28 protein-coding genes are annotated in these 26,895 nt (G+C 56.4%); 3 read left to right on the forward strand and 25 right to left on the reverse strand.

The features are described 5' to 3' along the window. Positions 1-252: 252 nt before the first annotated feature. The 9 genes from flgJ to flgB form a co-directional block, all read right to left on the reverse strand. Positions 253-1,194 (reverse strand): flagellar assembly peptidoglycan hydrolase FlgJ, encoded by a 942-nt coding sequence (gene flgJ / locus KGP17_RS16485; protein WP_021805712.1) that lies wholly within the window; start codon positions 1,192-1,194, stop codon positions 253-255. Beyond that, the gene (locus KGP17_RS16490; RefSeq protein WP_223497992.1) at positions 1,194-2,294 is read right to left on the reverse strand and encodes a flagellar basal body P-ring protein FlgI; all 1,101 of its coding nucleotides are present in this window, start codon (positions 2,292-2,294) and stop codon (positions 1,194-1,196) included. Before KGP17_RS16490 ends, flgJ begins: the two co-directional genes overlap by 1 nt. A gap of 10 nt (positions 2,295-2,304) precedes the next feature. Beyond that, positions 2,305-2,958: a flagellar basal body L-ring protein FlgH gene (locus KGP17_RS16495; RefSeq protein ID WP_051363709.1), complete on the reverse strand. Its 654-nt coding sequence runs from the start codon at positions 2,956-2,958 to the stop codon at positions 2,305-2,307. A gap of 125 nt (positions 2,959-3,083) precedes the next feature. Then, positions 3,084-3,866 carry a flagellar basal-body rod protein FlgG gene (flgG, locus tag KGP17_RS16500; protein ID WP_021180943.1) on the reverse strand — a complete coding sequence of 261 codons (783 nt, stop codon included), beginning with the start codon at positions 3,864-3,866 and terminating at the stop codon, positions 3,084-3,086. Between the two features lie 17 nt (positions 3,867-3,883). Continuing rightward, the gene (locus KGP17_RS16505) at positions 3,884-4,639 is read right to left on the reverse strand and encodes a flagellar basal body rod protein FlgF (protein ID WP_021180942.1); all 756 of its coding nucleotides are present in this window, start codon (positions 4,637-4,639) and stop codon (positions 3,884-3,886) included. 12 nt (positions 4,640-4,651) lie between these two features. Beyond that, the gene (gene flgE / locus KGP17_RS16510; RefSeq protein ID WP_021805714.1) at positions 4,652-5,890 is read right to left on the reverse strand and encodes a flagellar hook protein FlgE; all 1,239 of its coding nucleotides are present in this window, start codon (positions 5,888-5,890) and stop codon (positions 4,652-4,654) included. Between the two features lie 79 nt (positions 5,891-5,969). Continuing rightward, positions 5,970-6,683: a flagellar hook assembly protein FlgD gene (gene flgD / locus KGP17_RS16515; RefSeq protein ID WP_021805715.1), complete on the reverse strand. Its 714-nt coding sequence runs from the start codon at positions 6,681-6,683 to the stop codon at positions 5,970-5,972. Positions 6,684-6,698: 15 nt separating this feature from the next. Further along, on the reverse strand, positions 6,699-7,103 hold the full coding sequence (flgC, locus tag KGP17_RS16520; protein WP_021180939.1) for a flagellar basal body rod protein FlgC: 405 nt from the start codon (positions 7,101-7,103) through the stop codon (positions 6,699-6,701). Positions 7,104-7,108: 5 nt separating this feature from the next. Continuing rightward, a complete protein-coding gene (gene flgB, locus KGP17_RS16525) occupies positions 7,109-7,522 on the reverse strand; it encodes a flagellar basal body rod protein FlgB (RefSeq protein ID WP_021180938.1) in 414 nt (137 codons plus the stop codon). 162 nt (positions 7,523-7,684) lie between these two features. Here flgB and flgA point away from each other — a divergent pair, with 162 nt between their 5' ends. The 3 genes from flgA (at position 7,685) to KGP17_RS16540 (ending at position 9,231) form a co-directional block, all read left to right on the forward strand. Beyond that, entirely contained in the window at positions 7,685-8,341 is a 657-nt protein-coding gene (gene flgA / locus KGP17_RS16530; RefSeq protein WP_021805716.1) for a flagellar basal body P-ring formation chaperone FlgA, read from the forward strand. 122 nt (positions 8,342-8,463) lie between these two features. Then, positions 8,464-8,775 (forward strand): flagellar biosynthesis anti-sigma factor FlgM, encoded by a 312-nt coding sequence (flgM, locus tag KGP17_RS16535; RefSeq protein WP_021805717.1) that lies wholly within the window; start codon positions 8,464-8,466, stop codon positions 8,773-8,775. Positions 8,776-8,796: 21 nt separating this feature from the next. Next, positions 8,797-9,231, forward strand: coding sequence for a flagella synthesis protein FlgN (locus tag KGP17_RS16540; RefSeq protein ID WP_021805718.1), 435 nt, complete (start codon positions 8,797-8,799; stop codon positions 9,229-9,231). A 41-nt stretch (positions 9,232-9,272) separates the two neighbouring features. Here KGP17_RS16540 and KGP17_RS16545 read toward each other — a convergent pair whose 3' ends face one another. The 16 genes from KGP17_RS16545 to flhD form a co-directional block, all read right to left on the reverse strand. Beyond that, the gene (locus KGP17_RS16545) at positions 9,273-10,214 is read right to left on the reverse strand and encodes an Rpn family recombination-promoting nuclease/putative transposase (protein WP_371822037.1); all 942 of its coding nucleotides are present in this window, start codon (positions 10,212-10,214) and stop codon (positions 9,273-9,275) included. 83 nt (positions 10,215-10,297) lie between these two features. Next, positions 10,298-10,699, reverse strand: coding sequence for a flagellar protein FlhE (locus KGP17_RS16550; protein WP_021180933.1), 402 nt, complete (start codon positions 10,697-10,699; stop codon positions 10,298-10,300). Next, a complete protein-coding gene (flhA, locus tag KGP17_RS16555) occupies positions 10,699-12,777 on the reverse strand; it encodes a flagellar biosynthesis protein FlhA (RefSeq protein ID WP_021180932.1) in 2,079 nt (692 codons plus the stop codon). The genes KGP17_RS16550 and flhA overlap by 1 nt, the downstream gene beginning before the upstream one ends. Next, entirely contained in the window at positions 12,770-13,912 is a 1,143-nt protein-coding gene (gene flhB / locus KGP17_RS16560; protein WP_024485790.1) for a flagellar biosynthesis protein FlhB, read from the reverse strand. The genes flhA and flhB overlap by 8 nt, the downstream gene beginning before the upstream one ends. Before the next feature lie 154 nt (positions 13,913-14,066). Next, positions 14,067-14,711 (reverse strand): protein phosphatase CheZ, encoded by a 645-nt coding sequence (gene cheZ, locus KGP17_RS16565; RefSeq protein ID WP_021180930.1) that lies wholly within the window; start codon positions 14,709-14,711, stop codon positions 14,067-14,069. Positions 14,712-14,725: 14 nt separating this feature from the next. After that, positions 14,726-15,115 (reverse strand): chemotaxis response regulator CheY, encoded by a 390-nt coding sequence (gene cheY, locus KGP17_RS16570; RefSeq protein WP_021180929.1) that lies wholly within the window; start codon positions 15,113-15,115, stop codon positions 14,726-14,728. 49 nt (positions 15,116-15,164) lie between these two features. Next, the gene (locus KGP17_RS16575) at positions 15,165-16,214 is read right to left on the reverse strand and encodes a chemotaxis response regulator protein-glutamate methylesterase (protein ID WP_021180928.1); all 1,050 of its coding nucleotides are present in this window, start codon (positions 16,212-16,214) and stop codon (positions 15,165-15,167) included. Next, a complete protein-coding gene (gene cheR, locus KGP17_RS16580; protein WP_021180927.1) occupies positions 16,214-17,086 on the reverse strand; it encodes a protein-glutamate O-methyltransferase CheR in 873 nt (290 codons plus the stop codon). Before cheR ends, KGP17_RS16575 begins: the two co-directional genes overlap by 1 nt. Before the next feature lie 21 nt (positions 17,087-17,107). Further along, the gene (locus tag KGP17_RS16585) at positions 17,108-18,739 is read right to left on the reverse strand and encodes a methyl-accepting chemotaxis protein (protein ID WP_021180926.1); all 1,632 of its coding nucleotides are present in this window, start codon (positions 18,737-18,739) and stop codon (positions 17,108-17,110) included. Positions 18,740-18,827: 88 nt separating this feature from the next. Then, positions 18,828-20,495 (reverse strand): methyl-accepting chemotaxis protein, encoded by a 1,668-nt coding sequence (locus KGP17_RS16590; protein WP_223497993.1) that lies wholly within the window; start codon positions 20,493-20,495, stop codon positions 18,828-18,830. Positions 20,496-20,855: 360 nt separating this feature from the next. Then, entirely contained in the window at positions 20,856-21,356 is a 501-nt protein-coding gene (cheW, locus tag KGP17_RS16595) for a chemotaxis protein CheW (RefSeq protein WP_059201117.1), read from the reverse strand. Between the two features lie 31 nt (positions 21,357-21,387). Beyond that, complete coding sequence (gene cheA / locus KGP17_RS16600) at positions 21,388-23,355, reverse strand: chemotaxis protein CheA (protein WP_179248868.1); 1,968 nt, start codon at positions 23,353-23,355, stop codon at positions 21,388-21,390. Between the two features lie 26 nt (positions 23,356-23,381). Further along, entirely contained in the window at positions 23,382-24,428 is a 1,047-nt protein-coding gene (gene motB, locus KGP17_RS16605; RefSeq protein ID WP_223497994.1) for a flagellar motor protein MotB, read from the reverse strand. Beyond that, positions 24,425-25,315: a flagellar motor stator protein MotA gene (gene motA / locus KGP17_RS16610; RefSeq protein WP_021180921.1), complete on the reverse strand. Its 891-nt coding sequence runs from the start codon at positions 25,313-25,315 to the stop codon at positions 24,425-24,427. Before motA ends, motB begins: the two co-directional genes overlap by 4 nt. Positions 25,316-25,459: 144 nt before the next feature. Next, the gene (gene flhC / locus KGP17_RS16615; RefSeq protein WP_021180920.1) at positions 25,460-26,044 is read right to left on the reverse strand and encodes a flagellar transcriptional regulator FlhC; all 585 of its coding nucleotides are present in this window, start codon (positions 26,042-26,044) and stop codon (positions 25,460-25,462) included. Then, positions 26,044-26,394: a flagellar transcriptional regulator FlhD gene (flhD, locus tag KGP17_RS16620; protein ID WP_021805724.1), complete on the reverse strand. Its 351-nt coding sequence runs from the start codon at positions 26,392-26,394 to the stop codon at positions 26,044-26,046. The genes flhC and flhD overlap by 1 nt, the downstream gene beginning before the upstream one ends. Positions 26,395-26,895: the final 501 nt, after the last annotated feature.

The raw sequence follows: 26,895 nt of genomic DNA on the forward strand, positions 1-26,895 counted from the left end.
GCCATCCAGCCTGCTTGGGTTATCGGCCACGATGGAGAAAACTTGAGGAAAATAGTAGTGACTCACCTTGGCTAAACAGGCACTCGAGTTTGTTGAGATTATCGATTTACTTCCAAAAGCACTGGGGCTATCAGCTCCCTCTCCCTGTGGGAAAGGAGGCATTCGAGTTTGTTGAAATCACCGATTTACTTCCAAAAGCGCTGGGGCTATCAACTCCCTCTCCCTGTGGGAGAGGGTTGGGGTGAGGAGCCACTAAAACAGATCCTGCAAATCGTGGGTATAGGCTTTGGTTACCTGTTCCCCAGCGCTTTTCATCTGCTGGATCATGCTGACCAGCTTTTTGGCATACAGCGGATCGGTAGCATAACCGGCCTTTTGCAGCGCATGCGCCGCCTGCTCGGGACTGCTGGCACTGGCAACGTTGGCGTAGCGCGGGTTGTTGGTCAGCAATTTGACGTAATCCCCAATCGCTTCCATATAGGAGCCATAGACGCGGAAGCGGGCCTTGACCTTCTTCGCCACCCCTTCCTCGAACTCGGTAGTGGTGATTTCCGTCACCGGGCCGTCCCAACTGCTACCGGCCTTGATACCAAACAGGTTGTAACTGCGTGAACCATCCGCCGCGGGGATCTCGCGTTGCCCCCAGCCAGACTCCAGCGCGGCCTGCGCCATGATCAGCTGGTGCGGAATACCGCTTTGCTGGCTGGCAACCCGTGCTGGAATAGACAGCTGCGCGACAAAGTTGCCATTGCTCAGCGGCAAGGGAGGCGCCGAAGGTATTTTTGGCACCGCCCGGCGTACCATCTGTTCCAATGCCTGACGCGGCAAGGTCTGCAACACTTCGTTGTCCAGCGCCATCGGCACCGTCCCTGCGGTTTCGCTTGGGCGGCTGTTTCCGGCGGAGAGCTGCTTGACCATCATGTCCGCCAGCCCCAGACCTTTCTGCGACATCTGTTGGGCGATCTGCTGATCGTACATCGAGGTATACAGCCGCGTCTGATCGCTGCTCAACACGCCGTCCTGCGGCAACGCCGCACGCATGCTTTTCAGCATCATCTGCACGAACATTCCTTCCACCTGCTGGGCAACCTGTTTGATATTGCCCTGCGGATCGGCGGCAACATCGCGCTTCAAGCCGTTCAGCGACTGGGTGTCATAGGCCGCACCCGACATGGCCATCAGATCGCTGCTCATCAGATAATTTCCAGTTTGGCACGCAGGCAGCCAGCGCTCTGCATTGCCTGCAAGATAGACATCAGGTCGATCGGCGTCGCCCCCAGCGCATTCAACGCGCGAACTACGTTATTGAGGTTGGCGCTAGCGTTCACTTTTTGCAGTGAACCGCCCTGCTGCTGCACGGAAATCTGGGTATTCGGCGTCACCACGGTCTGGCCACCGCCGAATGGCGTATCCGGCTGGCTGACGGTGTTTTGCCGATCGACCACCACAGACAGGTTCCCCTGTGCTACTGCGCAGGAATCCAGCACCACATCGCGGTTCATTACTACCGAGCCGGTACGGGAGTTGATGATCACTTTGGCATCCATTGCCCCAACGTTAATGCTGATATTCTGGATATCCGCCAGGAAGCGCACTTGCGAACTATTGCCGCGTGGCACCAGCACCTGCACGGTACGGGAATCGAGCGGAGAGGCTGTGCCGCCCCCGCGCTGGCGGTTGATAGCATCACTGATCTGTTGTGCCAGGGTGAAATCATCGTCGTTCAGTTGCAGGTTGATCACGCCATCCTGGCCGAAGGTGGTAGGCAATTCACGTTCGATGGAAGCGCCGTTGCTGATACGCCCACCGGCCAACTGATTGACCTGCACGCTGCTGCCCCCGGAGGACGCACCGGCCCCGCCGACCAACACGTTACCCTGTGCCAACGCATAAACCTGATTATCAACGCCTTTGAGCGGCGTCATCAGCAGTGTCCCGCCACGCAGGCTTTTGGCGTTACCCATTGAGGACACCACCACGTCGATGTGCTGCCCCGCACGGGAAAACGGCGGTAGCTTGGCGGTTACCATCACCGCCGCCACGTTTTTCAACTGCATGTTGGTGCCTGGCGGCACGGTGATCCCCAGTTGCGATAGCATGTTGCTCAGGCTCTGGGTGGTAAACGGGGTTTGCATGGTCTGATCGCCAGAGCCGTCCAACCCCACGACCAGGCCGTAGCCAATCAACGCGTTGTCACGTACACCCTGTACCGTCACCAGATCGCGGATGCGTTCCGCCGTCGCGGGCAGGCAAACCAGCATCATGGACAGTGTGAGAAGTAACTTTTTCAACATCGGTCAATCCTTAGAACGGTGAAACATTTAAGAAGAAGCGCTGTAGCCACCCCATGGTCTGCGCTTCATTGATATAGCCGTTACCGACGTATTCAATACGCGCATCCGCCACCTGGGTGGACGTGACCGAGTTATTGCCACTGATGGTGCGGGGGTTAACCACACCGGAAAAACGGATGAACTCGGTGCCCTGATTGATGGCAATTTGCTTTTCGCCCACCACGTGCAGGTTGCCGTTGGCCAAGACCTGATTGACCGTGACGGTAATGGTGCCGTTAAAGGTGTTGTTGGCGTTGGCCCCGCCCTTGCCGCCGAAGGTGCTGTCGCCGGAGATATCCATGTCGGCGCGCGCGTTACCGAGCAGCCCGTCGAGATAACGTGGTGAAGTGGCTACGCCAAATTTGCTGGCCCCATTGCGGCTGGCGTTGGCGGATGAACTCTTGCTGGCACTGACGTTTTCTTGCAGCACGATGGTCAGGGTGTCGCCGATATTACGCGGGCGACGATCTTCAAACAGCGGCTGATAGCCGTAGTTCATCGGCTGTACCGTCTGGAAAATCGAACCGTTCGGCACCGGAGCGCCTGCCGGAGCGGGCTGAGCCGTGGTAGCTCCGTCAACCAGGGGGGTATGCGGAATATAGGCACAGCCGCCGACTGTCAGCATCAGCAGCCCGGCCAGGACGCGTTTGCCTTGCTGCGGCACGCTGGCCGCTAAAAAGGTGGTTACCACGGGTATCGCCTTTGTTGCTCAGGATAAGGATTACGGGCGCAGCACGCTGCGCCCGTCGATTACAGTTGCGTCAGCTTTTGCAGCATCTGGTCAGACGTTGATACCGCTTTGCTGTTGATCTCATAGGCGCGCTGGGTCTGGATCATGTTGACCAACTCTTCCGCCACGTTGACGTTAGAGGTTTCAACATAACCCTGATACAACAGGCCTGCCCCGTTGAGGCCAGGGGTACTTTCGTTAGGCGCACCGGAGCTTTCGGTTTCCTGGTACAGGTTTTCCCCCATGCTTTCCAGACCGCTATCGTTGATAAAGGTGGTCAACGTCAGTTGCCCGACCTGCTGCGCCGCCGTCTGGCCCTGCTGGGTCACGCTGACGATGCCATCACGGCCCACGGTAATGCTCAGGGCGTTGGCCGGAATGGTGATCGCCGGTTGCACCTGAAAACCACTGGCGGTCACCAACTGGCCATTCTGATCGATCTGGAATGAACCATCGCGGGTATAGGCCTGGGTGCCATCCGGCAATACCACCTGGAAGAAGCCCTGCCCCTTGATCGCCACGTCTTTGCTGTTGTTGGTCTGCGACAGGTTGCCCTGGCTGTGGATGCGCTCGGTCGCCACCGGACGTACGCCGGTACCAATCTGCAAACCGGAAGGCAGCGTGGTTTGCTCGGAAGACTGAGCCCCGGGCTGACGCATGGTCTGGTATAGCAGATCTTCAAACACCGCACGTTGGCGTTTAAACCCGTTGGTACTGACGTTCGCCAGGTTGTTGGCGATCACGTCCATATTGGTCTGCTGCGCATCCAGACCGGTTTTGGCAATCCATAAGGATGGGATCATGATTTATTCCTCTGCACTCAGCTCATTGACAGCAATGAGTTGGCGCGCTGTGCGTTTTCATCCACGCTGTGGATGACCTTCATTTGCATTTCGAACCGGCGGGCGTTGGCGATCATATCCACCATCGTCTCCAGCGGTTTGACGTTGCTGCCCTCCAACACTCCCGGCATGATCCGCACATCGGGATCGTTCGGTAGTTGGTTACCACGCTGCTGCTGAGCCTCGGCAGTCAGATGGAACAGGCCGTCGTCCCCGCGCACCACTTCCCGAGCATCGGCCTTCACCAGCTTCAGGCGGCCAATCTGGGAAATGGTGTTAGGCGGATCGCCCGGATTTAACGCCGAGATGGTGCCGTCCGCCGCCAGCGTCAGCTCTGCCTGCGGCGGGGCTTCGATCGGCCCGCCATCGCCCATCAGCGGCACGCCCTGCACCATCAACTGCCCGGTGGAGGAGATCTGGATGCTGCCGTTACGGCTGTAGGCTTCGGTGCCGTCCGGCAGCCTTAGCGCCAGAAACCCGTCCTGCTGCAATGCCACATCCAGTGGCCGCCCGGTGTAGTTCAGCGGCCCTTGGCTCATGTCTGCCCCAGGCGTCGACGCAGCCACCAGCGTGCGCGTCTGCATGCTTGGCCCATCAACCGGCACCGCACGCAGCGCCGAAAGCTGTGCGCGGAACCCAGGAGTGGAGGCGTTGGCCAGGTTGTTGGCCGTGACCGACTGCTGCTCCAGCGTCTGCCGGGCCCCCCCCATCGCGGTATAAATCGCGTGATCCATAAATCAATCCTATTAGCGCAGGCTGACCAGCGTTTGCAGGATCGAATCCTGGGTTTTGATGGTTTGCGCGTTTGACTGGTAGTTACGCTGCGCGACGATCATGTTCACCAGTTCCTGACTCAGATCGACGTTGGAAGACTCCAGCGCGCCGCTGGTCAGTGAACCGAAACCGCCACCGCCCGCCAGGCCCACGCGTGGCTGACCTGAAGCACCGGTCTCCTTCCAGACGTTATCGCCCTGTGCGGCCAGCCCTTCCGGGTTGGAGAAGTTGGTCAACACGATCTGCCCCAGCAGTTGGGTCTGCTGGTTGTTGTATACCCCGACCACGGTGCCATCTTTGTTGATCTGGAAACCTTGGTATTCCCCGGTGGCGTAGCCGTCCTGGGAAATCTTGCTGACAGAGTCACTGCCGACGTTCTGTTGCAGGCTACCGGCAAAGCTCAGGTTAAAGTTTTGCGCCAGCGCGCCGTCTTTAGCCGACATTGGCACGACCAGGTTGAATGGCGTGGCGCTTGGAGTGCCATCTGGCTTCAACGTGCCGGTCAGCGTACCGCTGTTATCAAAGTTCAGGCTGCCCGCTTTGGCAGACGGAGCACCCGGCACGCTGCCGTCCTGAGTGTAAACGTCCCACTTGTTATCAGCCGTTTTTACAAAGTAGGCGTTGATGTTGTGTGCATTGCCTAGGGTGTCGTAGGTGGTAATGGTGTTGACGTAGTTAAACGAGTCGGTCTTGTTGGGATCGAACGGCGTCACCGCCGGTGGCTTATGGGTCGATTTCAGGTTGGCCACCATATTGCCGCTGGTGCTGGCTTTGGCGTTCATCATCCCTTCAGGAATGCTCAGCGGTACCGGATCGGCCCCCTGCTGGATGGTGGGCGGCGAGCCAGCCGCCGGGTAGCCGGTCAGGCTCAACCCTTGCATGTTGGTGATGTTGCGGTTGGCATCCATGATGAACTGCCCATTACGCGTATAGAAGATGCCGCCATCGGCGTCTTGCATACGGAAGAAGCCGTTCTGGCTGATGGCGATATCCATTGCCCGGTTGGTGTTGGTGGTAGTACCACCGTTGAAGTTCTGGGTGATCCCCGCCACTTTCACCCCTAGCCCGACCTGCGAGCCGGCAAACATATCGGCAAAGGATACGCTGCCGGATTTGAAGCCGTAGGTGGCGGAGTTGGCGATGTTGTTACCAATCACATCCAGGTTGGTTGCAGCCGCGTTTAAACCGCTGACCGCTTGAGAAAAAGCCATGTCGTTCTCCGAAATAGGTCATTTAAAAAGGTGTCTTCAGGATCGAGGGATCCATAGCCGACGTGGAAAATCACTGCGCTTAGTTTGACGAACCCAGTTTGGACAGGATCAGGCGCACGTCATCCAGCGTTGAAGTCCCCGCCACGCCCAGATCCAGTTTTGCCCCGTCCGTTCCGCGCGTGACGCCGTTAACCATGGCGAAACGCAGTGGTTGCGCCACCAACTGCTCACCGCCGTTTTTGGCGTTGATCGCCACGGTGTAAGAACCGTCGGGCGCATTGGTGCCATCTTCCAGCGAACCGTCCCAGGAGAAGGAGTGCACACCGGCGGTTAGCCCGCCCAGATCGATGGTACGAACCACTTTGCCGGTGGCATCGCTGATGGTCGCCGTCACCGCATCGGCAGTGCGTTCCAGCTCGATGCCAAACGGCGTGGTGCTGACCTTGCCAGCGTCATTACCCACCAGGATCTCCTTGCCCGGCACCATCACACCGTGGCCAATCAGCGAACTGGCCTGGATTGACTGGTTGCCGCTAATCTGGCCGGAGATCGACCCCAGCGTGGTGTTGAGCTTCTCGATCCCACTAACCGTGTTGATTTGAGCCAGTTGGGTTGTCAGTTCGTTGTTTTGCATCGGGTTGGTGGGGTCCTGGTTTTTCAACTGGGCCACCAACAGCGTCAGGAAGTTTTTGTTCAAGTCCTGGCTGGCGCTGTTACCATTCACGCCATTCTTGGCGTTGGCACCGGCGATGCTGTTGTCGAGTGATTCATTGGTGGTGGCGGCAATGGCCATAAATAAAAGCTCCGGTTACTGACCCAGCGTCAGGGTTTTCATCAACATGGATTTGGTGGTATTCAACACTTCGACGTTGGCCTGATAGCTGCGCGAGGCCGAAATGGTGTTGACCATTTCCCCGACAACATCGACGTTGGGCATCCGCACATAGCCTTTGGCATCCGCCAGCGGGTTGCCCGGCTGAAACACCAAACGCTCCGGTGAGGGATCGTCAACCACCTGAGCGACACGCACGCCACCGGTCGACTGGCCCGGAGCTGCTGCAACCTCAAACACCACCTGTTTGGCCCGATAAGGCTGTCCGTCCGGGCCGGTGGCGCTGTCGGCGTTGGCCATATTGCTGGCGCTGACGTTCAGACGTTGGGATTGTGCAGACAGGGCCGAGCCGGAAATATCAAAAATATTCAATAACGACATGGGAATTATCCTCCTTGCAGCACGGACATCATGCCTTTGATCTGGCCGTTCAACAGCGTCAGGTCGGTTTGATATTTCAGGCTGTTATCGGCAAAGTTGGTGCGTTCACGGTCCATATCCACCGTGTTGCCGTCCAGGGAAGGCTGATCCGGCACGCGGAACAGGAGATCCAGCGACGGTGGCTGCATATTCTGCGCCGGGATATGGCGTGCCGAGGTCAGATTCAGCGCCACGCCGCTGCCGTTGACGCGCCCCTGCGCCATGACCTTGTTCAGTTGGCTGGCGAAATCGATATCACGAGCCTGATAGCCCGGCGTATCTGCGTTGGCGATGTTGGCCGCCAGGATTTCCTGCCGCTGGGCGCGCAGGTTCAGCGCCTCCTGGCCAAAACGCAGAGCAGCGTCTAATTTGTCGAGCATGCTCCCTCCGCGAGGTTAGAATTTGGAGCCGACAGCATAAACGCCCTATCTGTCAGCCTATCGTGGGAATAAGGGCAAAATGCGTCGCTATTTGTCTGCTTAGCCTGCGCGCGTAACGGTTACACTTGTTCCCCTGTGGTCGCTGCGTCTGTGAGGCAAAATATGAAAAGGATCCTGCTGTTGGTCGGCTTGCTGATCGGCCTGAACGCGCACGCCGAGGGCCTGGACGGACAGGTGGAGAGCTTTATCAAGTCCCAATTTGCCACCAGTGCCAACGTGACCGACGTCAAAGTGTTGGTGCGCACGCCAGCAAGCCGTTGGCCGCAGTGCGAATTGCCGCAGCTTTCGATGCCTCAGAATGCTCGCCGCTGGGGTAACATCAGCATCTCGGCCCGTTGTGGCCAGGAGCGGCGTTTCATTCAGGCACAGGTGCAACTGATGGGGCATTATCTGGTGGCCGCACGGGGGATCAGTGCGGGCAGCAAACTCACTGCAGATGATATCAAGCTGAAAACCGGCCGATTAGACACCCTGCCGCCACGTACCCTGACCGATAACGCCAAGGCGATCGGTGCCGTCAGCCTGCGCAATATCAGCCCTGGGCAGCCGTTGAATACGGTCATGCTAAGACGGGCCTGGGCGGTCAAGGCCGGGCAAACGGTACAGGTGTTGGCGCAGGGTGATGGGTTTAATATCAGCGGTGCTGGGAAAGCGATGACCAACGCCGCCGCCGAAGACAGCGTGCGCGTACGCATGGTCTCCGGGCAAATTGTTAGCGGCATTGCCAATGTTGATGGCACAATTCGTATTACTTTATAAAAAAATAAAGCTTTGCCAATACTTGTCGATAACAAAGTCATAGCAGCACTTATCCGGCCACCAGGGCCACAGATTTGAACTCCCCGTTGCCTAGGCGACGGTGGTACAGATGGAGATTGAACATGAGTATCGATCGTACCCAACGGTTGCAACCCGTGCCCACGGTACAGCCGCGAGAAACACAGTCAGACAACGCAGTTCAGGCGCGCAAAAAAGTCACGGCGGAAACCTCGGTCAGCGGTACCCAGGTTAAGCTGAGTGATGCACAGGCCCGCCTGATGCAGCCGGGCAGCCAAGATATCAATATGGAGCGAGTGGAAAGCATCAAGCAGGCGATCCGCAACGGCGAATTGAAGATGGATACCGGCAAGATTGCCGATGCCTTGTTACAAGACGTGCAAAGCGAATGGCAGTCCGGCGCCGATCGGGGTTAACACCAAGGGTGAGTCATTGATATGGAAAACCTGGCACAATTGCTGGATAAGCTGCTGGACACCTTGCAGGCGTTAGGCACGGTGCAGACGGAAGAGCACGCTTTACTGTGCTCGAAAACTTTGGCTGGCGTGGCTTTGCAGCGCGTGACAGATGCTAAAAGCCAACTGCTGGCGACGGTCAATTATCTGGACCAACAGCGGCTGGAGATGGAACGGCTGCAACACTGCCAAGCACCTTATGAGGGCCAACCGCAGTTGGCGTCCCGCTGGCAGCAAGTGCAACAGCAAAGCCTGCAACTGCGCGAACAGAATCACCATAACGGCATGCTGCTCAATCACCATATTGAGCACAATACGCAGGCGCTGGCGATTTTAAACAAGCAGAATAAATCGCTGTACGGCCCCGATGGTCAGTCCCGTGCGGGGAGCCTGCTGGGCCGTAAGATTGGGGTTTGAACACGATCAACCAAACTAACACCGGCAATTTCCCACAGATGTTAGTGGTGAAGTTGTGCCAAATCGTCTGCGGAAAGGCCGGTTAATTTCATCACTACAGCACGGTCAAAGCCATCGGCCAGCATGGCACTCGCAATGTTCAAGACGGCTGCCCGTGCCTGCTCCATACCCTTCTCAATACCTTGTTCGATACCTTGCTCCATGCCTTTCTTGAAGCCTTTTTGCTCGAGATATTCTGCAATGGTCATCAATTCCTCCTCGTGCCGTGGCGTACGACGGGCCAACTCACGGATCAGCTTATCCGGTTCGGTCGTGTTCCCCACCTGCAACATGTAGTTCACCAACGAGATCAGTTGCTCATTGGTAGTGTACCCAAACGATAATAATGTGACCAGTCGTTCCTTTATTTCGAATAGGTCACGCTGGCGCACGTGTTTTTGCAGCAGTTCCAAGGTAGCCATACGGCGGTGCTGCATGATGTCATCGTCCGGTATGACGGTGACGTCAACCAATGGGAAATGTCCAGCATAAAGCTGCCTGGCCAAATCAGGTTCACTGAATTCTTCCAGCCAGCTCATCGAATAGGGATAAGGCGTCACCTGGCCGTGATAAAACAGGGTTGGGATCACTAGGGGAAGTTGATCGTGACCCGTATCAAGGTGGCGTTGCATTGCAGCGATCGCATAACGTATTAAACGAAATGCCATATGCTTATCAGGGCTGCTTTGGTGTTCGATCAAAACGTATACATACGCGTCTCCCCTCTCAGTACGTAATGAGTAGAGCACGTCAGAGTAACTGGCTCGCAGATTGCTTTCGATAAAACTGCCGGATTCAAGTTTTAGCGTACTCAAATCGCAATATTGCAGCAAGACCGACGGCAGATGTAACTCCAGAAAGTCTCTGGCCGTGTCTGGGTTAGTGAGGAACTTTTTAAATACCGCGTCATGCGATACAGAGGTGGTTTTTTTCATGTTGGTCATCCTGGACTTAACATGAAAAAACCTACCACAGGCTTTTATTACTTCACATTACTGCCGCCTTAATGCTGGATCCGACTCGCAACTCATTGGTAATTCACAATCACCTGATTAGAGATCGCCCGCAGCGGAGGGTTTAACGCGCCGCGAGACTTCACGTAATAAATGAAGCGGAACTCGCTGTCTGCGGGAATACCGTTGAAAGCCTCACTGCGGCCACTGCCCGCGCCGAGCGGTAGGCAGCGTGACGAGGTGCAAAGCTGTACCTCTAATCCGGCAGGCGCGCCTGCCAGCAACTGATAACGCCAGCTTACACTGGTCACCCGAGCCTCGGCCGCCGGTGGATTAGCTGGCCGCAGGCTGGGGGAGACATCACGCACGCTCCCCGTTTCCAGCGTGACGCCGCTGGCATCGGCAGCCCAAGACCCCGACACCGCTTGCGCAGCCAGCGGAGCGAACAACACCAACAAAGGAAGGAAAGCTTTCATCAGGCGGCTCCTATGGTTGAGGTCATGCGGATCTGACGCTCATCGTTGATTTCCAGGTTCGACAGCACCACCAGCTGCGGCAAGGTACGGCGCAGGAAGCGCGCCAGCAGGGCACGTAACGCGTGGTTTACCAGCAGCACCGGCGGTGCACTGAGCATTTCCTGACGTTGCAGCGCCTGCCTGGCCTGATCCAACAAGCGGTCCGCCAGCCCCGGCTCAAGACCTCCGCCCCCTTGCAGGGCCTGCAACAGCAGGCGCTCAAGCGGCGTATCCAGACCAATGACCTGGATCTCACCGTTACCCGGGAACCACTGCTGAGTGATAGCCCGCCCAAGCGCCACCCGCACCACAGAGGTCAGTTCGAAAGGATCGCTTTGCGTTGGCGCATGTTCCGCCAGCGTTTCTATGATGGTACGCATATCGCGAATCGACACCCGCTCAGCCAGCAGATTCTGTAGCACCTTGTGCAGCGTAGTCAGCGAAACTACACCAGGCACAAAATCTTCCGTCAGCTTCGGCATTTCCTGCGAGACACGATCCAACAGTTGCTGGGTTTCCTGGCGACCAAACAGCTCGCTGGCAAACTGACCAAGCAAATGGTTGAGGTGAGTGGCAACAACGGTGCTGGCTTCAACCACCGTGAACCCCTGGATCTGCGCCTGTTCACGCAGCGCGCTATCGATCCACACCGCCTCCAGCCCGAAGGCCGGATCGACGGTTTTGTCACCGGCCAGCTCACCCACCGCATTGCCCGGATTTATCGCCAGCCAGCGCCCCGGATGTGCCTCACCGCTACCGATCTCCACCCCTTTCATCAGAATGCGGTAACTGGCCGCAGACAGTTCGAGGTTGTCGCGAATATGCACCACCGGTGGCAAATAGCCCGTGTCCTGAGCGAATTTTTTACGGATGCCACGAATACGCCCCAGCAGCTCGCCGTTTTGCTGAAAGTCCACCATAGGGATCAGGCGGTAACCGACTTCCATGCCCAACGGATCCTCCAGCTGTACATCAGACCAACTGGCCTCCACCGCCTGCGGATTTTCCTGCGGCAGCGGCGGTTCTTTGACTTTCGGCGCCTGCTGTTCACGCCCGCGCAGCCGCCAGGCCAACGCCAGCAGTGCCGCCGTAAACAGCAGGAACACCAGGTTTGGCATCCCCGGAACCATCCCCAACAGCCCCAACACCGCAGCACTCAACACCATCACGCGCGGATTGTTGAACAACTGGTTGACCATCTGCTCGCCAACGTCCTCATCGGTCGCTACGCGAGTGACGATCACACCGGCCGCCGTCGAGATCACCAACGCCGGGATCTGGGCGACCAGGCCATCACCGATGGTCAGCAAGGTATAGGTTTCAGCCGCGGTACCCAACTCCATGCCGTGCTGGATCACGCCGACCAACAGGCCGCCTACTACGTTAATCACCATGATCATCAAGCCTGCTACCGCGTCACCGCGCACAAACTTGCTGGCCCCGTCCATCGAACCGTAGAAATCCGCTTCCTGCGTCACTTCGGAACGGCGCTTTTTAGCCTCGTCTTCGCCGATCAGCCCGGCGTTCAGATCGGCATCGATCGCCATCTGTTTGCCCGGCATCCCATCAAGGACAAAACGGGCACCCACTTCGGCAATACGCCCGGCCCCTTTGGTGATCACCATAAAGTTGATCAGCACCAGGATGATAAACACCACGATACCGATGGCGAAGTTGCCCCCCACCAGGAAGTGACCGAACGCTTCAACCACCCGCCCCGCCGCCGCCGCACCGGTATGCCCCTCCATCAGGATGATCCTCGTGGAAGCGACGTTCAGCGATAGGCGTAACAGGGTTGAGAACAGCAGGATGGTTGGGAATGCGGCGAACTCCAGCGTCCGCTGGGTAAACATCGCCACCAACAGCACCATGATCGACAAGGCAATATTGAAGGTAAACAGCAGATCGAGGATAAATGCCGGTAATGGCAGTACCATCATCGACAGGATCATCAGGATCAGTATCGGGCCAGCTAGCACCTGCCACTGCGTATCTTTAAAATTACCCGGCAAACGAAGCAGGGAGGCCAAATTAGCCATCTGAGTTATTCTCTCCAGCAAAATCCAGTGCTTCCGGCACCGGTAAACGTTGAGGTTTTTTCGGGATCAGGCCACCTTCACGCTGCCAACGGCGCAGCTGGTAGACCCAGGCCAGGACCTCGGCCACCGCGGCATACAAGGTCGTGGGAATGTGTTGCCCAATCTCACTGTGACGGTATAGCGCCCGCGCCAGCGGCGGAGCTTCCAGGGTTGGAATACGGTGTTCGTTCGCCAATTCACGGATACGCAAGGCAATCTCCCCTGCCCCTTTGGCAAGGACTTTTGGCGCACTCATGTTCTTGTCGTTGTATTGCAATGCCACGGCGTAATGTGTCGGGTTGGTGACGATCACGTCGGCCTTCGGCACGTCGGACATCATGCGGCGGCGAGAGATGGCCCGCTGTTGCTGGCGAATACGCCCTTTGACATGGGGATCGCCCTCCTGCTGCTTATGTTCGTCGCGGATTTCCTGCTTGGTCATCTTCAATTTCTTGAAGTGGCTCCAGAGCTGATAAAACACGTCGAAGGCCACCATTGGCACCAACCCAAGGACGATCAACATACCGCAGAAAATCACGATCTGTAGCGCATTGCGCAGTGCATCCTGCGGCTGCTGCGTAACCAGATGCAGCATCGCCGCCCAGTTGTGCCACAGGTAAAGCCCTGCCACCCAACCCACTAGCGTCGCTTTGAGAATGGCCTTCAGCAACTCTGCCAGCACCTGGGTCGAGAACATCCGTTTTAATCCGGAAATAGGGTTCATGCGCTTGGCATCAAACTTAAGGCTGAAGCCCACGCCACCCAGTAGCATCGGGGCCGACAGCGCCACCAGCACCAATCCGGCCAGGATCGGCATCAGCGCCCACACCGCTTGACGCAGCAACATGGCAAACTGGCGCAGCATCTGCTTATCATTGCTGACCATGTTGTGATCAAAATGCAGTCCTTCCGATAACATCCTCGCCAACTGTTGCGCCATATGGCCACCCGCGACCCACAAGATCGACAACCCCGCAATCAGCATCAGGATCGAGGTCAGCTCGCGCGAACGCGCAATCTGGCCCTCTTCACGCGCCTTTTCCAGCCGGTGGGGTGTGGGGGCCTCAGTTTTTTCCATATCACTGTCTTCGGCCAAGGCGAGGGTTCCCATTGCGTGCGAAGAATAGAATTGCCGCCAGCATGCCAAAAAAATGCGGATTTCATTGCGGGAACAACGGCGCAAAAGGCCGGTTATTTCGGGGATGGGCTAGCGAAAAGATTTAGGGCGCAGTGTGCGCCCTAATAAATGATCAAAAACCCAGGCTGTCGAGCAGATCGTCCACCTGGGCCTGATTGGCAATTACGCCAGCCCCGTTCTGATCCAGCTGCGGGCCATTGAGCAGGCTGTCGTTCGGCCTTTTCTCTTTGGCTGGCTGATCCGGGATGTTTTCCATCAGTACCATCAGCAGTTGCTTTTCAATCTCCTGCACCACGTCCATCATGCGCTTGATCACCTGGCCGGTAAGATCCTGGAAATCCTGCGCCATCATGATCTCCAGCAACTGGGCGTTGGTGAATGCGGTGTGTTCCGGCACCCGATCCAGATACTGACGGGTATCCGTCACCAGTGAACGGGCATCAGCCAGCTCGATGGGATTGGCAAACCACTCGTCCCAGCGCCCTTTTAGCATATTGGCCTGCGACTCCAACTCCGCCTGGCGGGGTTGTGCCGCTTCCACGCAGTTGAGCGCTCGTTCCGCCGCCTGCGCCGTCATGGTGACCACATAATCAAGACGGTCGCGTGCGTCCGGGATCGCTTCGGCAGCCTGAGCGATAGCCTGATCTAGCCCCAGCTCACGCATGCTGTCACGCAGCATGCGGGTCAGTTGACCGATACGGGAGATGATCTCACCCGCTGTCGCTGCATCGCTGGCAGGCATTGGAATATCTCTCATCGCCCTCTCCTTTTTTACATGCCCAGTTTTTCAAAGATCTTGTTGAGCTTCTCTTCCAGCGTCGCCGCCGTGAAGGGTTTCACCACGTAACCGCTGGCACCCGCCTGAGCAGCAGCAATAATGTTCTCTTTTTTGGCTTCCGCCGTCACCATCAATACCGGCATTGACGCCAGCGCGCCGTCAGCACGGATGGTTTGCAGCAGCTCGAGGCCATCCATGTTCGGCATATTCCAGTCTGATACCACGAAATCGAAGCTGCCGGCGCGCAGTTTGTTCAACGCATCCGCCCCGTCTTCCGCCTCTTCGACGTTGTTAAAACCCAGTTCTTTCAGCAAATTTCTGACGATGCGGCGCATGGTGGAAAAATCATCCACCACCAGAAATTTAAGGTTTTTGTCTGCCATTATTGCTCCTAAGGTTAATCGTTTTTGCCCCGAGGTTCGGGGCATAACATCAAATACGCAGCGCCTGACCACCCGCGATCTGCGCCAACATGCGTTGGCTCATGCGCTCCAATTCCACTACTTCATTGACTCCGCCGGTGGCAATAGCCTCACGTGGCATGCCAAACACCACACAGCTGGCTTCGTTCTGCGCCAGGGTGTACGCCCCGGCACGGTGCATTTCCAGCATGCCTGCCGCACCGTCATTCCCCATGCCGGTGAGGATCACCCCCACCGCATTGCGCCCGGCAAACTGGGCCACCGAGCGGAACAGCACATCGACCGAAGGACGATGCCGGTTCACCGGCGGGCCATCATGCAGCCGAACCTGATAGTTGGCGCCGCTGCGCGTCAGCTCCAGATGACGATCTCCCGGCGCGATATAGGCATGGCCCGGCAAGACGCGCTCGCCGTCTTCGGCTTCTTTCACCGTGATCTGGCACAGCTTGTTGAGCCGCTCGGCAAATGAACGGGTAAAACCGGGCGGCATATGCTGGGTGATCAATAACGCCGGGCTGGTAGCCGGTAACGGCTGCAAGACGTGGCGGATTGCCTCAGTCCCTCCGGTAGACGCCCCGATAGCGATCAGCTTCTCACTGCTCAACAACGGCGTATGGCTGAGGATCTCCGGAGCCGGTGCCGTTGAACGCTGTGGCAGACGCGCCTTGGCCGCCGTGCGGATTTTTTCGGCAATCAACTCGCTATAGGCCAGCATGCCTTCGCGGATCCCGAGTTGCGGCTTGGTGACAAAATCCACCGCGCCCAGTTCCAACGCCCGTAGGGTGATCTCCGATCCCTTTCCGGTCAGCGACGACACCATCACCACCGGCATCGGCCGCAGGCGCATCAGTTTCTCCAGAAAATCCAGCCCGTCCATACGCGGCATTTCGACGTCCAGCGTCAGCACCTGCGGGTTGAATTTCTTGATCAGATCGCGCGCCACCAGCGGATCGGGGGCGGTCGCCACCATCTCCATATCGGGATGGCTATTGACAATCTCGGTCATCAGCTGCCGCATCAGGGCAGAGTCGTCTACGCTTAATACGCTGATTTTATTCATTACCTCTCCTTGGTCAGGCCATACACGGTCTGCCCACGCAAGTAGAAATCCCGGCTGATCTGGCTGAAGTTTTCGGAATGGCCGGCAAACATCAGGCCCCCCGGTTTAAGCAGCGGCACAAAGCGCCGCAAAATGCGCTCTTGTGTTTCCTTGTCAAAATAGATCATCACGTTACGGCAAAATATCGCATCAAACTGCCCCGGCAACGCCCATTCAGGGGCCAGCAGATTGAGCGGCTGAAAATGCACCTGTGCCGCCAGTTCTGGCCGAACCCGTACCAGACCATGGTGAGGCCCGGTCCCTCGCAGGAAATAACGCTGCATCTGCGCCGGTGTCAGGGTGCGCAGATCTTCCTGGCGATACACCCCCGCTTCGGCCTTTTCCAATACCTGAGTATCGATATCGCTGGCCCACACCTGCGTTCCCGTCGCCCTCTGCCCTAGCGCCTCATTCAAGGTAATGGCAATCGAGTAAGGCTCCTCACCGGTCGAGGCGGCGGTACTCCACACGCTGTAGCCGTTGGGCCGCGAACGCGCATGTTCCGCCAGGATCGGGAAATGATGCGCCTCACGGAAAAACGCCGTCAGGTTGGTGGTCAGGGCGTTGATGAATGCCTGCCATTCAGCGCTGTTGCTATCGCTTTCCAACAACACCAGATAGCTACCAAAATCGGGTATTCCCAGCAGCCGCAGACGACGCACCAGACGGTTGTAAACCATCTCGCGTTTGTGCTCTGCCAGCACAATGCCGGCACGCTGATAGATCAACTGGCTGATCCGTCGGAAATGCACATCCGACAGGGGCAGCCGTTGCACCATCTGTGTCAGCAAAGACGCAGACTCTTTATTGGTGGGTGAAGAGGAACCACTCATAGCCCTTCACCCAATTGGTTGTTACTTGCCATACAATTCGACACTAGTTGCTTCCTTTGCCACTGATAAAACTCCGTTGTTAAGGCTGTCTGATAAGGTGATGTTGTCGTCCGCAAGGCGGAATACCGCTACCGCATCGGCCAGCGTAATCGCCTGCTCTTCCAATGCCGCCGCCGCAGAGGCCGCTTGTTCCACCAGCGCGGCGTTCTGTTGCGTCACCTGATCCATCTGGGTCACGGCCTGAGTGACCTGCTCGATACCGCGGCTTTGCTCATCGGAAGCCGAGGAGATCTCGCCCATAATGTCGGTAACGCGGGTCACCGAACGCACGATATCCTTCATCGTGGCACCGGAGTCTTCGACCAGCACCGACCCTTGCTTAACACGGCCAACCGACTCATCGATCAGCACTTTGATTTCTTTCGCTGCCTGAGCGCTACGCTGAGCCAGATTGCGCACCTCTGCGGCCACCACGGCAAAACCACGCCCTTGTTCCCCCGCCCGCGCAGCTTCAACCGCCGCGTTCAACGCCAGGATGTTGGTCTGGAAGGCAATACCGTCGATCACGCTGGTAATGGCACCAATTTTCTGCGAGCTGCTGGCAATATCGTGCATGGTGGTGACCACCTCGTCGGCCATTTCCCCGCCCTTGGCAGCGGTGGCTGAAGCATCGCGCGCCAGCTTTGAGGCCTGGCGGGCATTGTCGGCGTTCTGTTTCACCGTAGCGGTTAACTGCTCCATGCTGGCGGCAGATTCTTCCAGCGATGCGGCTTGCTGCTCGGTGCGGGAAGAGAGATCGTTATTGCCTTCCGAAATCTCCTGTAGCCCGATCAGGATCGACTCGGCGCCTTCGCGCACCGCGCCGACTGTGCCAATCAACGAGTTCTGCATGCGGTGCAGGCTGGCAAACAACATGCTGATCTCGTTGCGGCCATACACCTGGATCGGCGTGGCCAGGTTGCCGTCGGCGATACGGTCAAAGTGGCTGCGCATAATATTCAGCGGCTGAACCAACATATTGCGTAACCACCACATGGCGCTGGCGGTCACCAGGATCAGCATCAGCACTGCGCCGCACACCAGCCAACCGGCCAGCGTGAAGGAGCGCTGGTTGGCCGCATTGGCCTGGGCGATATTTTCGTTGACCAGTTGCAGGTACTGGACGAAGTCGGCTTCGAAAAGGTCCTGCATTTTCTGTGTAGGTTGATCCATAAAGCCCTGCAGGTTGCCGCCCTCCAGGAAGACAATCAGTTCGCGCAGCGCACCGCGTAGCCGCTCATAGCTGGCTTGGGTGGTTTCTGTCAGTTGCTGCTCCTGGTCGCTGTTACGCGAGACGGCCAGGAACTGATTAAAATAGAGATCGGCTTTCTGCAACGAACTGCGGGCGTTGCCCATCAGCGCATCGACCTGTTCTTGCGGTACTTTCAGCGCTGCACGGGTGCCGGCCCGGTTCAAGGTGTTACGTGCCTGTAGCAGCGAAACCCAGCTCAGGCTGAGGGCATCACGCTGCTGGCTACCCAGACTAATCAGATTAAGATTGTGGTTATCGGAGCGGGAAGCGGTATACGACAAGCCGGTGCTAATCAGTTGCATCAGACAAAAGGTCAGCAGTAATAAAAACAGACTGGTAGAGATACGGACTCGGTTAAACACGATAAACCTCCAGGTAGCCGCGGGTTAACACGACTTAGGACGGAAAAAAGGGCCACGATCTCGCAGGGAGAACGCAGCCCAATGCCGGTTAGAACGTTTCCCAGTTCTCCTGCGGATCGCTGGCGTTCATTTTTTTATGATTGATTACCGGGGTAACGACTTTACTGTTGGCGGATGCCTTGAACTCGTTTTGGCCTTCCGCTTTCAGTCGGAATACCGCAACGGACTGGGTCAAGCGGCTTGCCTGCTCTTCCAGAGCTGCCGCCGCAGAGGCCGATTCTTCGACCAAAGAGGCGTTCTGTTGAGTGACGCGATCCATTTCGGCAACCGCCTGGCCAACCTGATCGATACCACGGCTTTGCTCGTCGGAGGCCGAAGCGATTTCACCCATGATGTCGGTGACGCGGGTGACGGCATTGACGATATCGCCCATGGTTTCACCGGCGCTTTCCACCAGCACCGAGCCCATATCGACGCGGCTAACCGAGTCTTCAATCAGGCCTTTGATCTCTTTGGCTGCCTGCGCGCTGCGGCTTGCCAGGTTACGTACCTCCCCGGCAACCACGGCAAAACCACGGCCCTGCTCACCGGCACGGGCAGCTTCAACTGCCGCATTCAACGCCAGGATATTGGTCTGGAAGGCGATGCCGTCGATCACGCTGGTAATGTCGGCAATTTTCTGCGAACTGCCCGCGATGTCGTGCATGGTTTGCACCACGTTGGCGACCACTTTGCCGCCTTTCTGCGCGGTTTCTGAGGCGCTCAACGCCAGTTGGCTGGCCTGACGGGCGTTTTCGGCGTTCTGTTTCACCGTCGCGGTCAACTGCTCCATGCTGGCGGCGGTTTCTTCCAGCGAGGCGGCCTGCTGTTCGGTACGGGAAGAGAGATCGTTGTTACCTGCGGCAATCTCGGAAGCACCGCTGTAGATGGCATCGGCCCCCTGACGCACGCCGCTGACGGTGTCAATCAGTTCGCCTTGCATGTGCCTAAGGCTGGCTGCCAGCACGCCCATTTCGTTGCGGCTGTTGACGTCGATTTGGTGAGTCAAATCGCCTGCGGCGATCAGTTTGATGTGCTCAATCATACGGTTGAGTGGGCGCACCAGAATATGGTGGATGCCGAACCAAACCATGGCGATCACCGCAACCACCAGTACCAGCACCACGACCAACGTCCAAACGGCGAATTCGAAAGAGCTGTCGCCATCTTCGACCGCGATCTGGTATAGCTTGTCGTTCTGAGTCAGGTAGCGGTTATAGAGCTGTTCAAATTCAGTCTGATAACGTTGAGTGGGCTGTTCAAAGAAGGCGTCCAGCTTGCCGTCACCCAACAGTGTGACCAGTTCCGACAACGCAGTGTGCAAAGTGGTATAGCGTTGCTTGAGTTCGTCTGCCGCTGCGGCATCCTGGCGAGCATCCAGAGGGATTTTTTCATAGGCAGTGTAGTGCTGTTCCGCCATGCTCAAGGTGTTTTTCGCCGAGACCAGCAGTTCATCAACGGTGGCACCGGTGCCCGCTTTATTGAGGTCCATCATGTAGCGGATCCCGGCACGATTGAGGGTATTGCGGGTTTGCAGCAGATTTACCCAGCTTTCATTCAGTTCTGACTGCTGCTGTCGGATAGTTTGCAGTACGGTAAAATTCTCTTTGTTATCTTTCAGCGAAGTGAAAAACAGCCCACCGGAAACCAGCTGCAAGGCACCGAATAACACCAGCACCAGCAATAAGCTGGTGACCACCTTCATACGATTAAACATTTTTACCCTTCTTGGAAGCCCGCACAGACAAGTGCTGTGTACGTTAACTGTCTGGGTTATCGGCGTGGCAGAAGAGAACTTTAAGAAAAATCTGTAACTATTTTTTTGTATTGTGCGGAGGGTAAGATTTTAGCTCGGCGAAGGGATGGCCCCTCACCCTAACCCTCTCCCACAGGGAGAGGGAACAGAACGTGCTACAACTTTATACCTGTGCCATGATTTAAAGTGCCGCAAATTGAATTGCGTACTTATTCACATCACCGTGCCAGCTCCCTCTCCCTGTGGGAGAGGGTTGGGGTGAGGGGACCTGACGCCAATACGCCTCACCAATTACACCATCACACACAGCAACTTAGTCAATCAGGCGCTTTTCGCTACGCTATCCACCAGCGACATCTCTTCGCTGCTCAGCAGCTTTTCGATATCCACCAGGATCAGCATACGTTCACCGAGCGATCCCAGACCGGTGAGATATTCCGTCGCCAACGTAACCGCGAACTCAGGGGCCGGGCGGATCTGATCCGTCGTTAACGACAGCACATCAGACACGCCATCTACCACGATACCCACCACCCGCTGGCCAAAGTTCAGCACGATCACCACGGTGTTTTCATCATAAGAGACGTCCTGCTGGGCAAACTTCACGCGCAGATCGATAATCGGCACGATCACCCCACGCAGATTGGTCACGCCCTTGATAAACGCCGGGGTGTTGGCGATGCGCGTTACCTGATCGTAACCGCGGATCTCCTGAACCTTGAGGATATCAATGCCATACTCTTCGTTACCCAAGGTAAAAATCAGGAACTCCTGACCTACCGTTTCGCCCGCCAGTTTGCTGACGGCTGCCAGTCCTGCCATTTCGATCACCTTTAAATCAGTCGGTTAATAATTATGCGGCAGCGTCCGTCAGACGCTTTTCCCGGTTCAGCGTTTGCAGCGCCGAAACATCTACAATCAGCGCCACGCTGCCATCCCCCAGAATGGTGGCAGCCGAAATGCCCGGCACCTTGCGGTAATTGCTTTCCAGATTTTTCACCACCACCTGGTGCTGACCGATCAACTGATCGACCAGCAGCGCATAGCGGCGGCCTGCACTTTGCAAAATCACCACGATGCCCTGAGTGGCTTCGGTTTTGGCACCGTCAACCTCAAACACCCGATACAGCTCGACCAGAGGCAGATATTCGCCGCGTACCTGAAGCACACGCTCCCCACCGGCCAGCGGATGCAAATCCTCGGCCTGCGGTTGCAATGACTCCATCACGGCATTCAATGGCAGAATGAACACTTCCTCATTCACCTTGACCGACATGCCGTCAAGAATGGCCAGCGTCAGCGGCAGTAAAATGCGGATTGAGGTGCCCTTCCCAGCCTGGAAATGGATTTCGACATGGCCCCCCATCTCCTGAATATTTCGCTTCACCACGTCCATGCCCACTCCGCGCCCGGAGACGTCTGTCACCTGCTCGGCGGTGGAGAAACCCGGGGCAAAGATCAGCATGCCGACCTCTTCATCGCTCATGTTGTCACTCACCGCTAGCCCCTGCGAAGCAGCCTTGGCGAGAATTTTCTGGCGATTGAGACCGGCACCGTCATCGGTGACCTCAATGCAGATATTGCCGCCCTGATGTTCGGCGGACAGGATCAGACTACCGACTTCGGCCTTACCGGCGGCCAGGCGCGCAGCAGGTTCTTCAATACCGTGATCCAGGCTGTTACGCACCAGGTGCGTCAACGGATCGATAATGCGTTCAATCAGGCTCTTGTCCAGTTCGGTAGAGCTGCCGCGTAGCGTCAATTCCACCTGCTTGTCCAGCTTGCTGGCCAGATCGCGCACCAGACGCGGGAAGCGACTGAAAACGTACTCCATCGGCATCATGCGGATCGACATCACCGACTCTTGCAGGTCGCGAGCGTTACGCTCCAACTGGCTCATGCTGTTGAGCAGATCGCCGTGGTTGACCGGATCCAGGGAGCCGGAACGCTGGGCCAGCATCGACTGAGTGATCACCAATTCCCCCACCAGGTTGATCAGTTGATCGACCTTTTCTACCGCCACGCGGATACTGGTGGACTCGCTAGCCTTGGCTTTGGGCTTCGGCGCTTCAGCCACCGTGGCGGGCGCGGTAGGTGGGACAACGGCCACGGGTTCCGGCGTGCTGATCTTCTCCACGGCCTTCGGCGGCGTGGAAAAGGCAATCTGCTCCGGCTCCAGCACAAAGCACAGCACCGCGCTGATATCCTCCTCACTGGCAGAGGTCAGTAAAGTGACCTCCAGGCTGGTCTCGGTCTGCTGCGGGTTTTCCACCTCGCCGAGATTGCCCAACTCTTCCAGCATCAGCGGAATTTCATTCGGCTTCAGACCGCTCAGGCTGATCCGCATCCCGCCTTCAATTGCAGCCGGAGCAGCGGCATGAACCACCGGTGAGGTTACCGTTACCGCCGCCGCAGGAGCATCCTGCTGTTGCGCTTCCAAAGCCAACTGCCGCAACGCCTGACAAATATACTCAAAGCTCTCGCTATCAGGCTGTTGCGACGTTTTATAGGCGTCCAGTTGCTCCTGCATAATGTCTTTGGTTTCCAGAAACAGGTTGATAATTTCGGTGCTCAGGCTCATTTCCTGACGCCGGGCACCGTCCAGCAAATTCTCCAGCAGGTGGGTAGTTTCCTGCAGCACGCTAAAGCCGAAGGTAGCTGCCCCGCCCTTGATCGAATGGGCAGCGCGGAAAATCGCGTTCAGTGGTTCAATATCCGGGGCCAGCGGGTCCAGCTCCAACAGATGTTGCTCCATATCGGCCAGCAGCTCGTCTGCCTCATCAAAAAAGGTCTGATAAAAAGCGCTAATGTCCATGCTCACGGGGTCACCTCTGCTGTGAGTCGCTGTTAGTCGGTGAAGTGGCGGAAGGTGCCGCCGGAATAGCCGCTGTCGGCCCGGTGTCTGCGGCTTTCACCGCTGCCGGAGGTTGCTCTGGCGTGCCCTGCGTTGCTGGCGGTTGGAGCAGGCGGCGACGGCGGTAATTCCGGTGTCGCTATAGCCGGTGCCGTCGCCTGCGGAGCCAACTGCTTCAGGCCTTCTGGCTGATCGATTTCCGTAGCGCTGCTCTCCGCATTCTCGTGTTCTATCCCCTGCTGGGTTGCTTTGTTCAGCACCAGAATGGTGATCCGCCGGTTAACCGCATCATCACCGCCGTGCTGTTTCAGGTTCATGGTCGAGGCCATCCCAACCACCCGCAATACTTTGCCTTCGGCCAAACCACCGGCGATCAGTTCACGCCGCGAGGCATTGGCACGATCGGCGGACAGCTCCCAGTTGCTGTAATAGCGCTCACCGGTAGCATAAGGCAGATCGTCGGTATGGCCCGACAGGCTGATTTTGTTCGATAATCCATTGAGGATCGGCGCTATCCCGCGCAGGATATCGCGCATATAGCTTTCCACCTGTGCGCTGCCGGTCTTGAACATCGGCCGGTTCTGGCTATCGATAATTTGAATGCGCAATCCTTCGTCCATCATGTTGATCAGCAAATGCGGTCGCAGCGCTTTCAGGCGCGGGTCCGACTCAATCAGCTCATCGAGTTTCTCGCGCAGCTTGTTCAGGCGCAGCTCTTCTGCACGCTTTTCCGGTGAATCCATCTGCTTTTTGACCAACCCTTGCTGCTGGGTTGGATCGTCCCCACCGCCCGGGATTGGGCTACTTTCCGAGCTGCTCTTGTCGCCGCTGGTCAGCGCCACCTTCAGTGGGGTACGAAAATATTCGGCTATCTGCGTCAACTCCTGCGGGCTGGCAATCGCCAGCAGCCACATCACCAGAAAAAACGCCATCATCGCCGTCATAAAATCGGCATAGGCAATTTTCCAGGAGCCGCCGTGATGACCGGCATGATGGGCTTTGCGTTTTCTGACCAGAATAACCGGGTGATTCTGTTTCATGCGTCCTGCTCTTCCGTCGCCTGCTGTGCCGGGGCTTTCACCTTACGCACATGCTCTTCCAACTCAATGAAGGAAGGGCGCTCCGTGGTGTACAACGTTTTACGGCCAAACTCGACCGCGATCTGTGGGGCATAACCATTCAAACTCGACAGCAAGGTGACCTTGATGCACTGCATCATCTTGGTGGTTTCGGCACTCTTCTGGCGCAGTAAAGTAGCCAGCGGGGAGATGAACCCATAGGCCAACAGAATGCCGAGGAAAGTGCCCACCATCGCATTGGCGATCAGTGCCCCCAATTCCGCCGCTGGCCGGTCAGCCGAAGCAAGTGCGTGCACTACCCCCATCACGGCAGCCACGATGCCGAAAGCCGGCAACGAATCGCCGACCATCGCCAGGCTCCCTGCGGGTACCTCGCTTTCCTGTTCGAAGGTTTCAATCTCTTCATCCATCAACGCTTCGATCTCAAAGGCGTTCATATTGCCGCTCACCATGAGTCGCAAATAGTCGGTAATAAATTCCACCAAGTGGTTATCGGCAAGAATGCGCGGATAATTAGAGAAAATTTCGCTTTCCTGCGGATTATCGATATCAAACTCAAGCGACAACATGCCTTGCTGGCGGGATTTAGCCATCAGCCGATACAGCAGCGCCATCAGATCCATATACAGTTCTTTGTTGTATTTTGAGCGGCGCATCAGCTTGGGAAGAGCGCGTAGCGTGGATTTGATCGCTTTACCGTTGTTGCCGACGATAAAGGCTCCCACACCAGCCCCCCCGATGATCAAAAATTCGGCAGGCTGATAGAGTGCGCCGAGGTGCCCCCCGACAATCATATAGCCGCCAAACACGGTTCCCAGAACCACGAGATAACCCAAAATAACTAGCACACGTATTCCTTAAATTCACAATATGGGTGGAAGGTGAGTCAGCGCGGGTGAAATTAGGCAACAGCGCGTGTCGCCCAGAGAGCCCGGAGTACCGAGCCCTTGAGTTTCACCAGTCTGTGTTGCTGTATAAGCCTGCAAGCAGGCTCAGACTGCGCGTTTAACCTGCTCTTCCAGCAGTTGTGGAATAATATCGGCCAGTTGCGGCGAAAGTTTACGTCTTTTTACTGCGCGGGATGGGGGTTGGCATAAACTGCAGACAAAACTGTTAAGCGGCTGGTGCGCATGGGTGATAAAAGCCCCACCACAGCAGCTGCAGGCGGATAGCTGCAACATACCGCTGTCGACAAAACGCACCAGCGTCCAGGCTCGTGTCAGCGCCAGCAACGGGGGTTCGCCTGGCTGCTGCGGACACTGTTCCAAATACAGTCGATAGGCTTTGACCACGGCTTCAACCCCGTGGCACTGACCGCATTTGAGCAGGAACTGATAGGCATTGAAAAACATCGACGAGTGGATGTTTTGCTCCCAGGTCATGAACCAGTCGGTCGAGAATGGCAGCATCCCTTTGGGCGGCGGACTGCCGCGTAATTCTTTATACAGTTTGATCAATCGCCCACGGCTAAGCTGCGTTTCGCTCTCCAACATCTGCAAGCGCGCGCCCAGCGTGATCAGTTCCATGGCGAGTTGAATGTCCTTGGCTTCCTGAACAATACTTTTCTCACTCATCATCAGGCTCTTTTCTTCGTCACACAACCGCCTTTACCCGATAGTTCTTGGAGTAAATGGCTCGATAGCAAAATGCCGGTGTGGATCTGTTGCAGATCGTCCACGCGGGATTCTTTCGTCAGGCGCTCGATAGTATTGTGATCGTTGAAACGGAAGTGGCAAACCAACTGATTAGTTTCTGCCAGTTTCACCATTTGTGGCAACGTGAGTTGCGACAGCGCATCCGCCATCGAGTTATCAATACCCAGACGGAACATTGCTGACGCTTTTTCATCGTTAATCAGACGCTGTGCCAGAAGCAAATATGACAAATTAATGTCATAAATATGTTTAAGTAGTTCAGACGTACCCATATTCCCATCCCGACAGACTATGTTTAAAAACATATGCTGGGTGATAAATTATCGCCCATGACCTGGGTTCATTCCCAAAGTTGGCAAACAAATCCCTGTACGCCAGCCGCGATAACTGCGCGACTATACACATTTCGGGTTGTTACTCAGTATTGGATATACATGTAAATACATGTATGGATATACAGCATCCTGCTTCAAAAGTGTGTTTTTCGTAAGACTATTTTTACAAAAATAATAAGATTAATCTTAATAACAGCGCAACTCTACCCCCGATCACTTAGCCCACACAACGTAAGCGACACGCTATTTTAAAAACAATGTGACACAGCTCACAAAAATAAAAAATATCAAGCTTGAAAAGGCCAAAATCCGACCAATTATTAGCCACCAAGCTGTGCAATAAACACGCTAAAGTAAGAAAAGGTCTTAAAAACCAGCTTTTATAGCCCAAAAATACGCTTTTTTAGATCAATTCGAACAAAAGCTTAACTAAAGCCA

The sequence above is a fragment of the Serratia sp. JSRIV001 genome, from assembly GCF_019968745.1.
Taxonomy (GTDB): Bacteria; Pseudomonadota; Gammaproteobacteria; order Enterobacterales; family Enterobacteriaceae; genus Chania; species Chania fonticola_B.

Excerpts from the sequence above, each read along its gene's own strand:
- cheZ (WP_021180930.1), bottom strand. The coding sequence starts at position 14,711 with ATGAGAGATATTCCAATGCCTGCCAGCGATGCAGCGACAGCGGGTGAG.
- KGP17_RS16550 (WP_021180933.1), bottom strand. The coding sequence starts at position 10,699 with ATGAAAGCTTTCCTTCCTTTGTTGGTGTTGTTCGCTCCGCTGGCTGCG.
- flgD (WP_021805715.1), bottom strand. The coding sequence starts at position 6,683 with ATGGCCATTGCCGCCACCACCAATGAATCACTCGACAACAGCATCGCC.
- flhD (WP_021805724.1), bottom strand. The coding sequence starts at position 26,394 with ATGGGTACGTCTGAACTACTTAAACATATTTATGACATTAATTTGTCA.
- flgA (WP_021805716.1), top strand. The coding sequence starts at position 7,685 with ATGAAAAGGATCCTGCTGTTGGTCGGCTTGCTGATCGGCCTGAACGCG.
- flhC (WP_021180920.1), bottom strand. The coding sequence starts at position 26,044 with ATGATGAGTGAGAAAAGTATTGTTCAGGAAGCCAAGGACATTCAACTC.
- KGP17_RS16505 (WP_021180942.1), bottom strand. The coding sequence starts at position 4,639 with ATGGATCACGCGATTTATACCGCGATGGGGGGGGCCCGGCAGACGCTG.
- motB (WP_223497994.1), bottom strand. The coding sequence starts at position 24,428 with ATGAAACAGAATCACCCGGTTATTCTGGTCAGAAAACGCAAAGCCCAT.
- cheR (WP_021180927.1), bottom strand. The coding sequence starts at position 17,086 with ATGAGTGGTTCCTCTTCACCCACCAATAAAGAGTCTGCGTCTTTGCTG.
- flgM (WP_021805717.1), top strand. The coding sequence starts at position 8,464 with ATGAGTATCGATCGTACCCAACGGTTGCAACCCGTGCCCACGGTACAG.
- flhA (WP_021180932.1), bottom strand. The coding sequence starts at position 12,777 with ATGGCTAATTTGGCCTCCCTGCTTCGTTTGCCGGGTAATTTTAAAGAT.
- KGP17_RS16495 (WP_051363709.1), bottom strand. The coding sequence starts at position 2,958 with ATGCTGACAGTCGGCGGCTGTGCCTATATTCCGCATACCCCCCTGGTT.
- KGP17_RS16490 (WP_223497992.1), bottom strand. The coding sequence starts at position 2,294 with ATGTTGAAAAAGTTACTTCTCACACTGTCCATGATGCTGGTTTGCCTG.
- flgB (WP_021180938.1), bottom strand. The coding sequence starts at position 7,522 with ATGCTCGACAAATTAGACGCTGCTCTGCGTTTTGGCCAGGAGGCGCTG.
- cheW (WP_059201117.1), bottom strand. The coding sequence starts at position 21,356 with ATGGCAGGACTGGCAGCCGTCAGCAAACTGGCGGGCGAAACGGTAGGT.
- KGP17_RS16540 (WP_021805718.1), top strand. The coding sequence starts at position 8,797 with ATGGAAAACCTGGCACAATTGCTGGATAAGCTGCTGGACACCTTGCAG.
- cheY (WP_021180929.1), bottom strand. The coding sequence starts at position 15,115 with ATGGCAGACAAAAACCTTAAATTTCTGGTGGTGGATGATTTTTCCACC.
- KGP17_RS16590 (WP_223497993.1), bottom strand. The coding sequence starts at position 20,495 with ATGTTTAATCGTATGAAGGTGGTCACCAGCTTATTGCTGGTGCTGGTG.
- KGP17_RS16545 (WP_371822037.1), bottom strand. The coding sequence starts at position 10,214 with ATGACCAACATGAAAAAAACCACCTCTGTATCGCATGACGCGGTATTT.
- KGP17_RS16575 (WP_021180928.1), bottom strand. The coding sequence starts at position 16,214 with ATGAATAAAATCAGCGTATTAAGCGTAGACGACTCTGCCCTGATGCGG.
- flgC (WP_021180939.1), bottom strand. The coding sequence starts at position 7,103 with ATGTCGTTATTGAATATTTTTGATATTTCCGGCTCGGCCCTGTCTGCA.
- flgJ (WP_021805712.1), bottom strand. The coding sequence starts at position 1,194 with ATGAGCAGCGATCTGATGGCCATGTCGGGTGCGGCCTATGACACCCAG.
- flgG (WP_021180943.1), bottom strand. The coding sequence starts at position 3,866 with ATGATCCCATCCTTATGGATTGCCAAAACCGGTCTGGATGCGCAGCAG.
- flgE (WP_021805714.1), bottom strand. The coding sequence starts at position 5,890 with ATGGCTTTTTCTCAAGCGGTCAGCGGTTTAAACGCGGCTGCAACCAAC.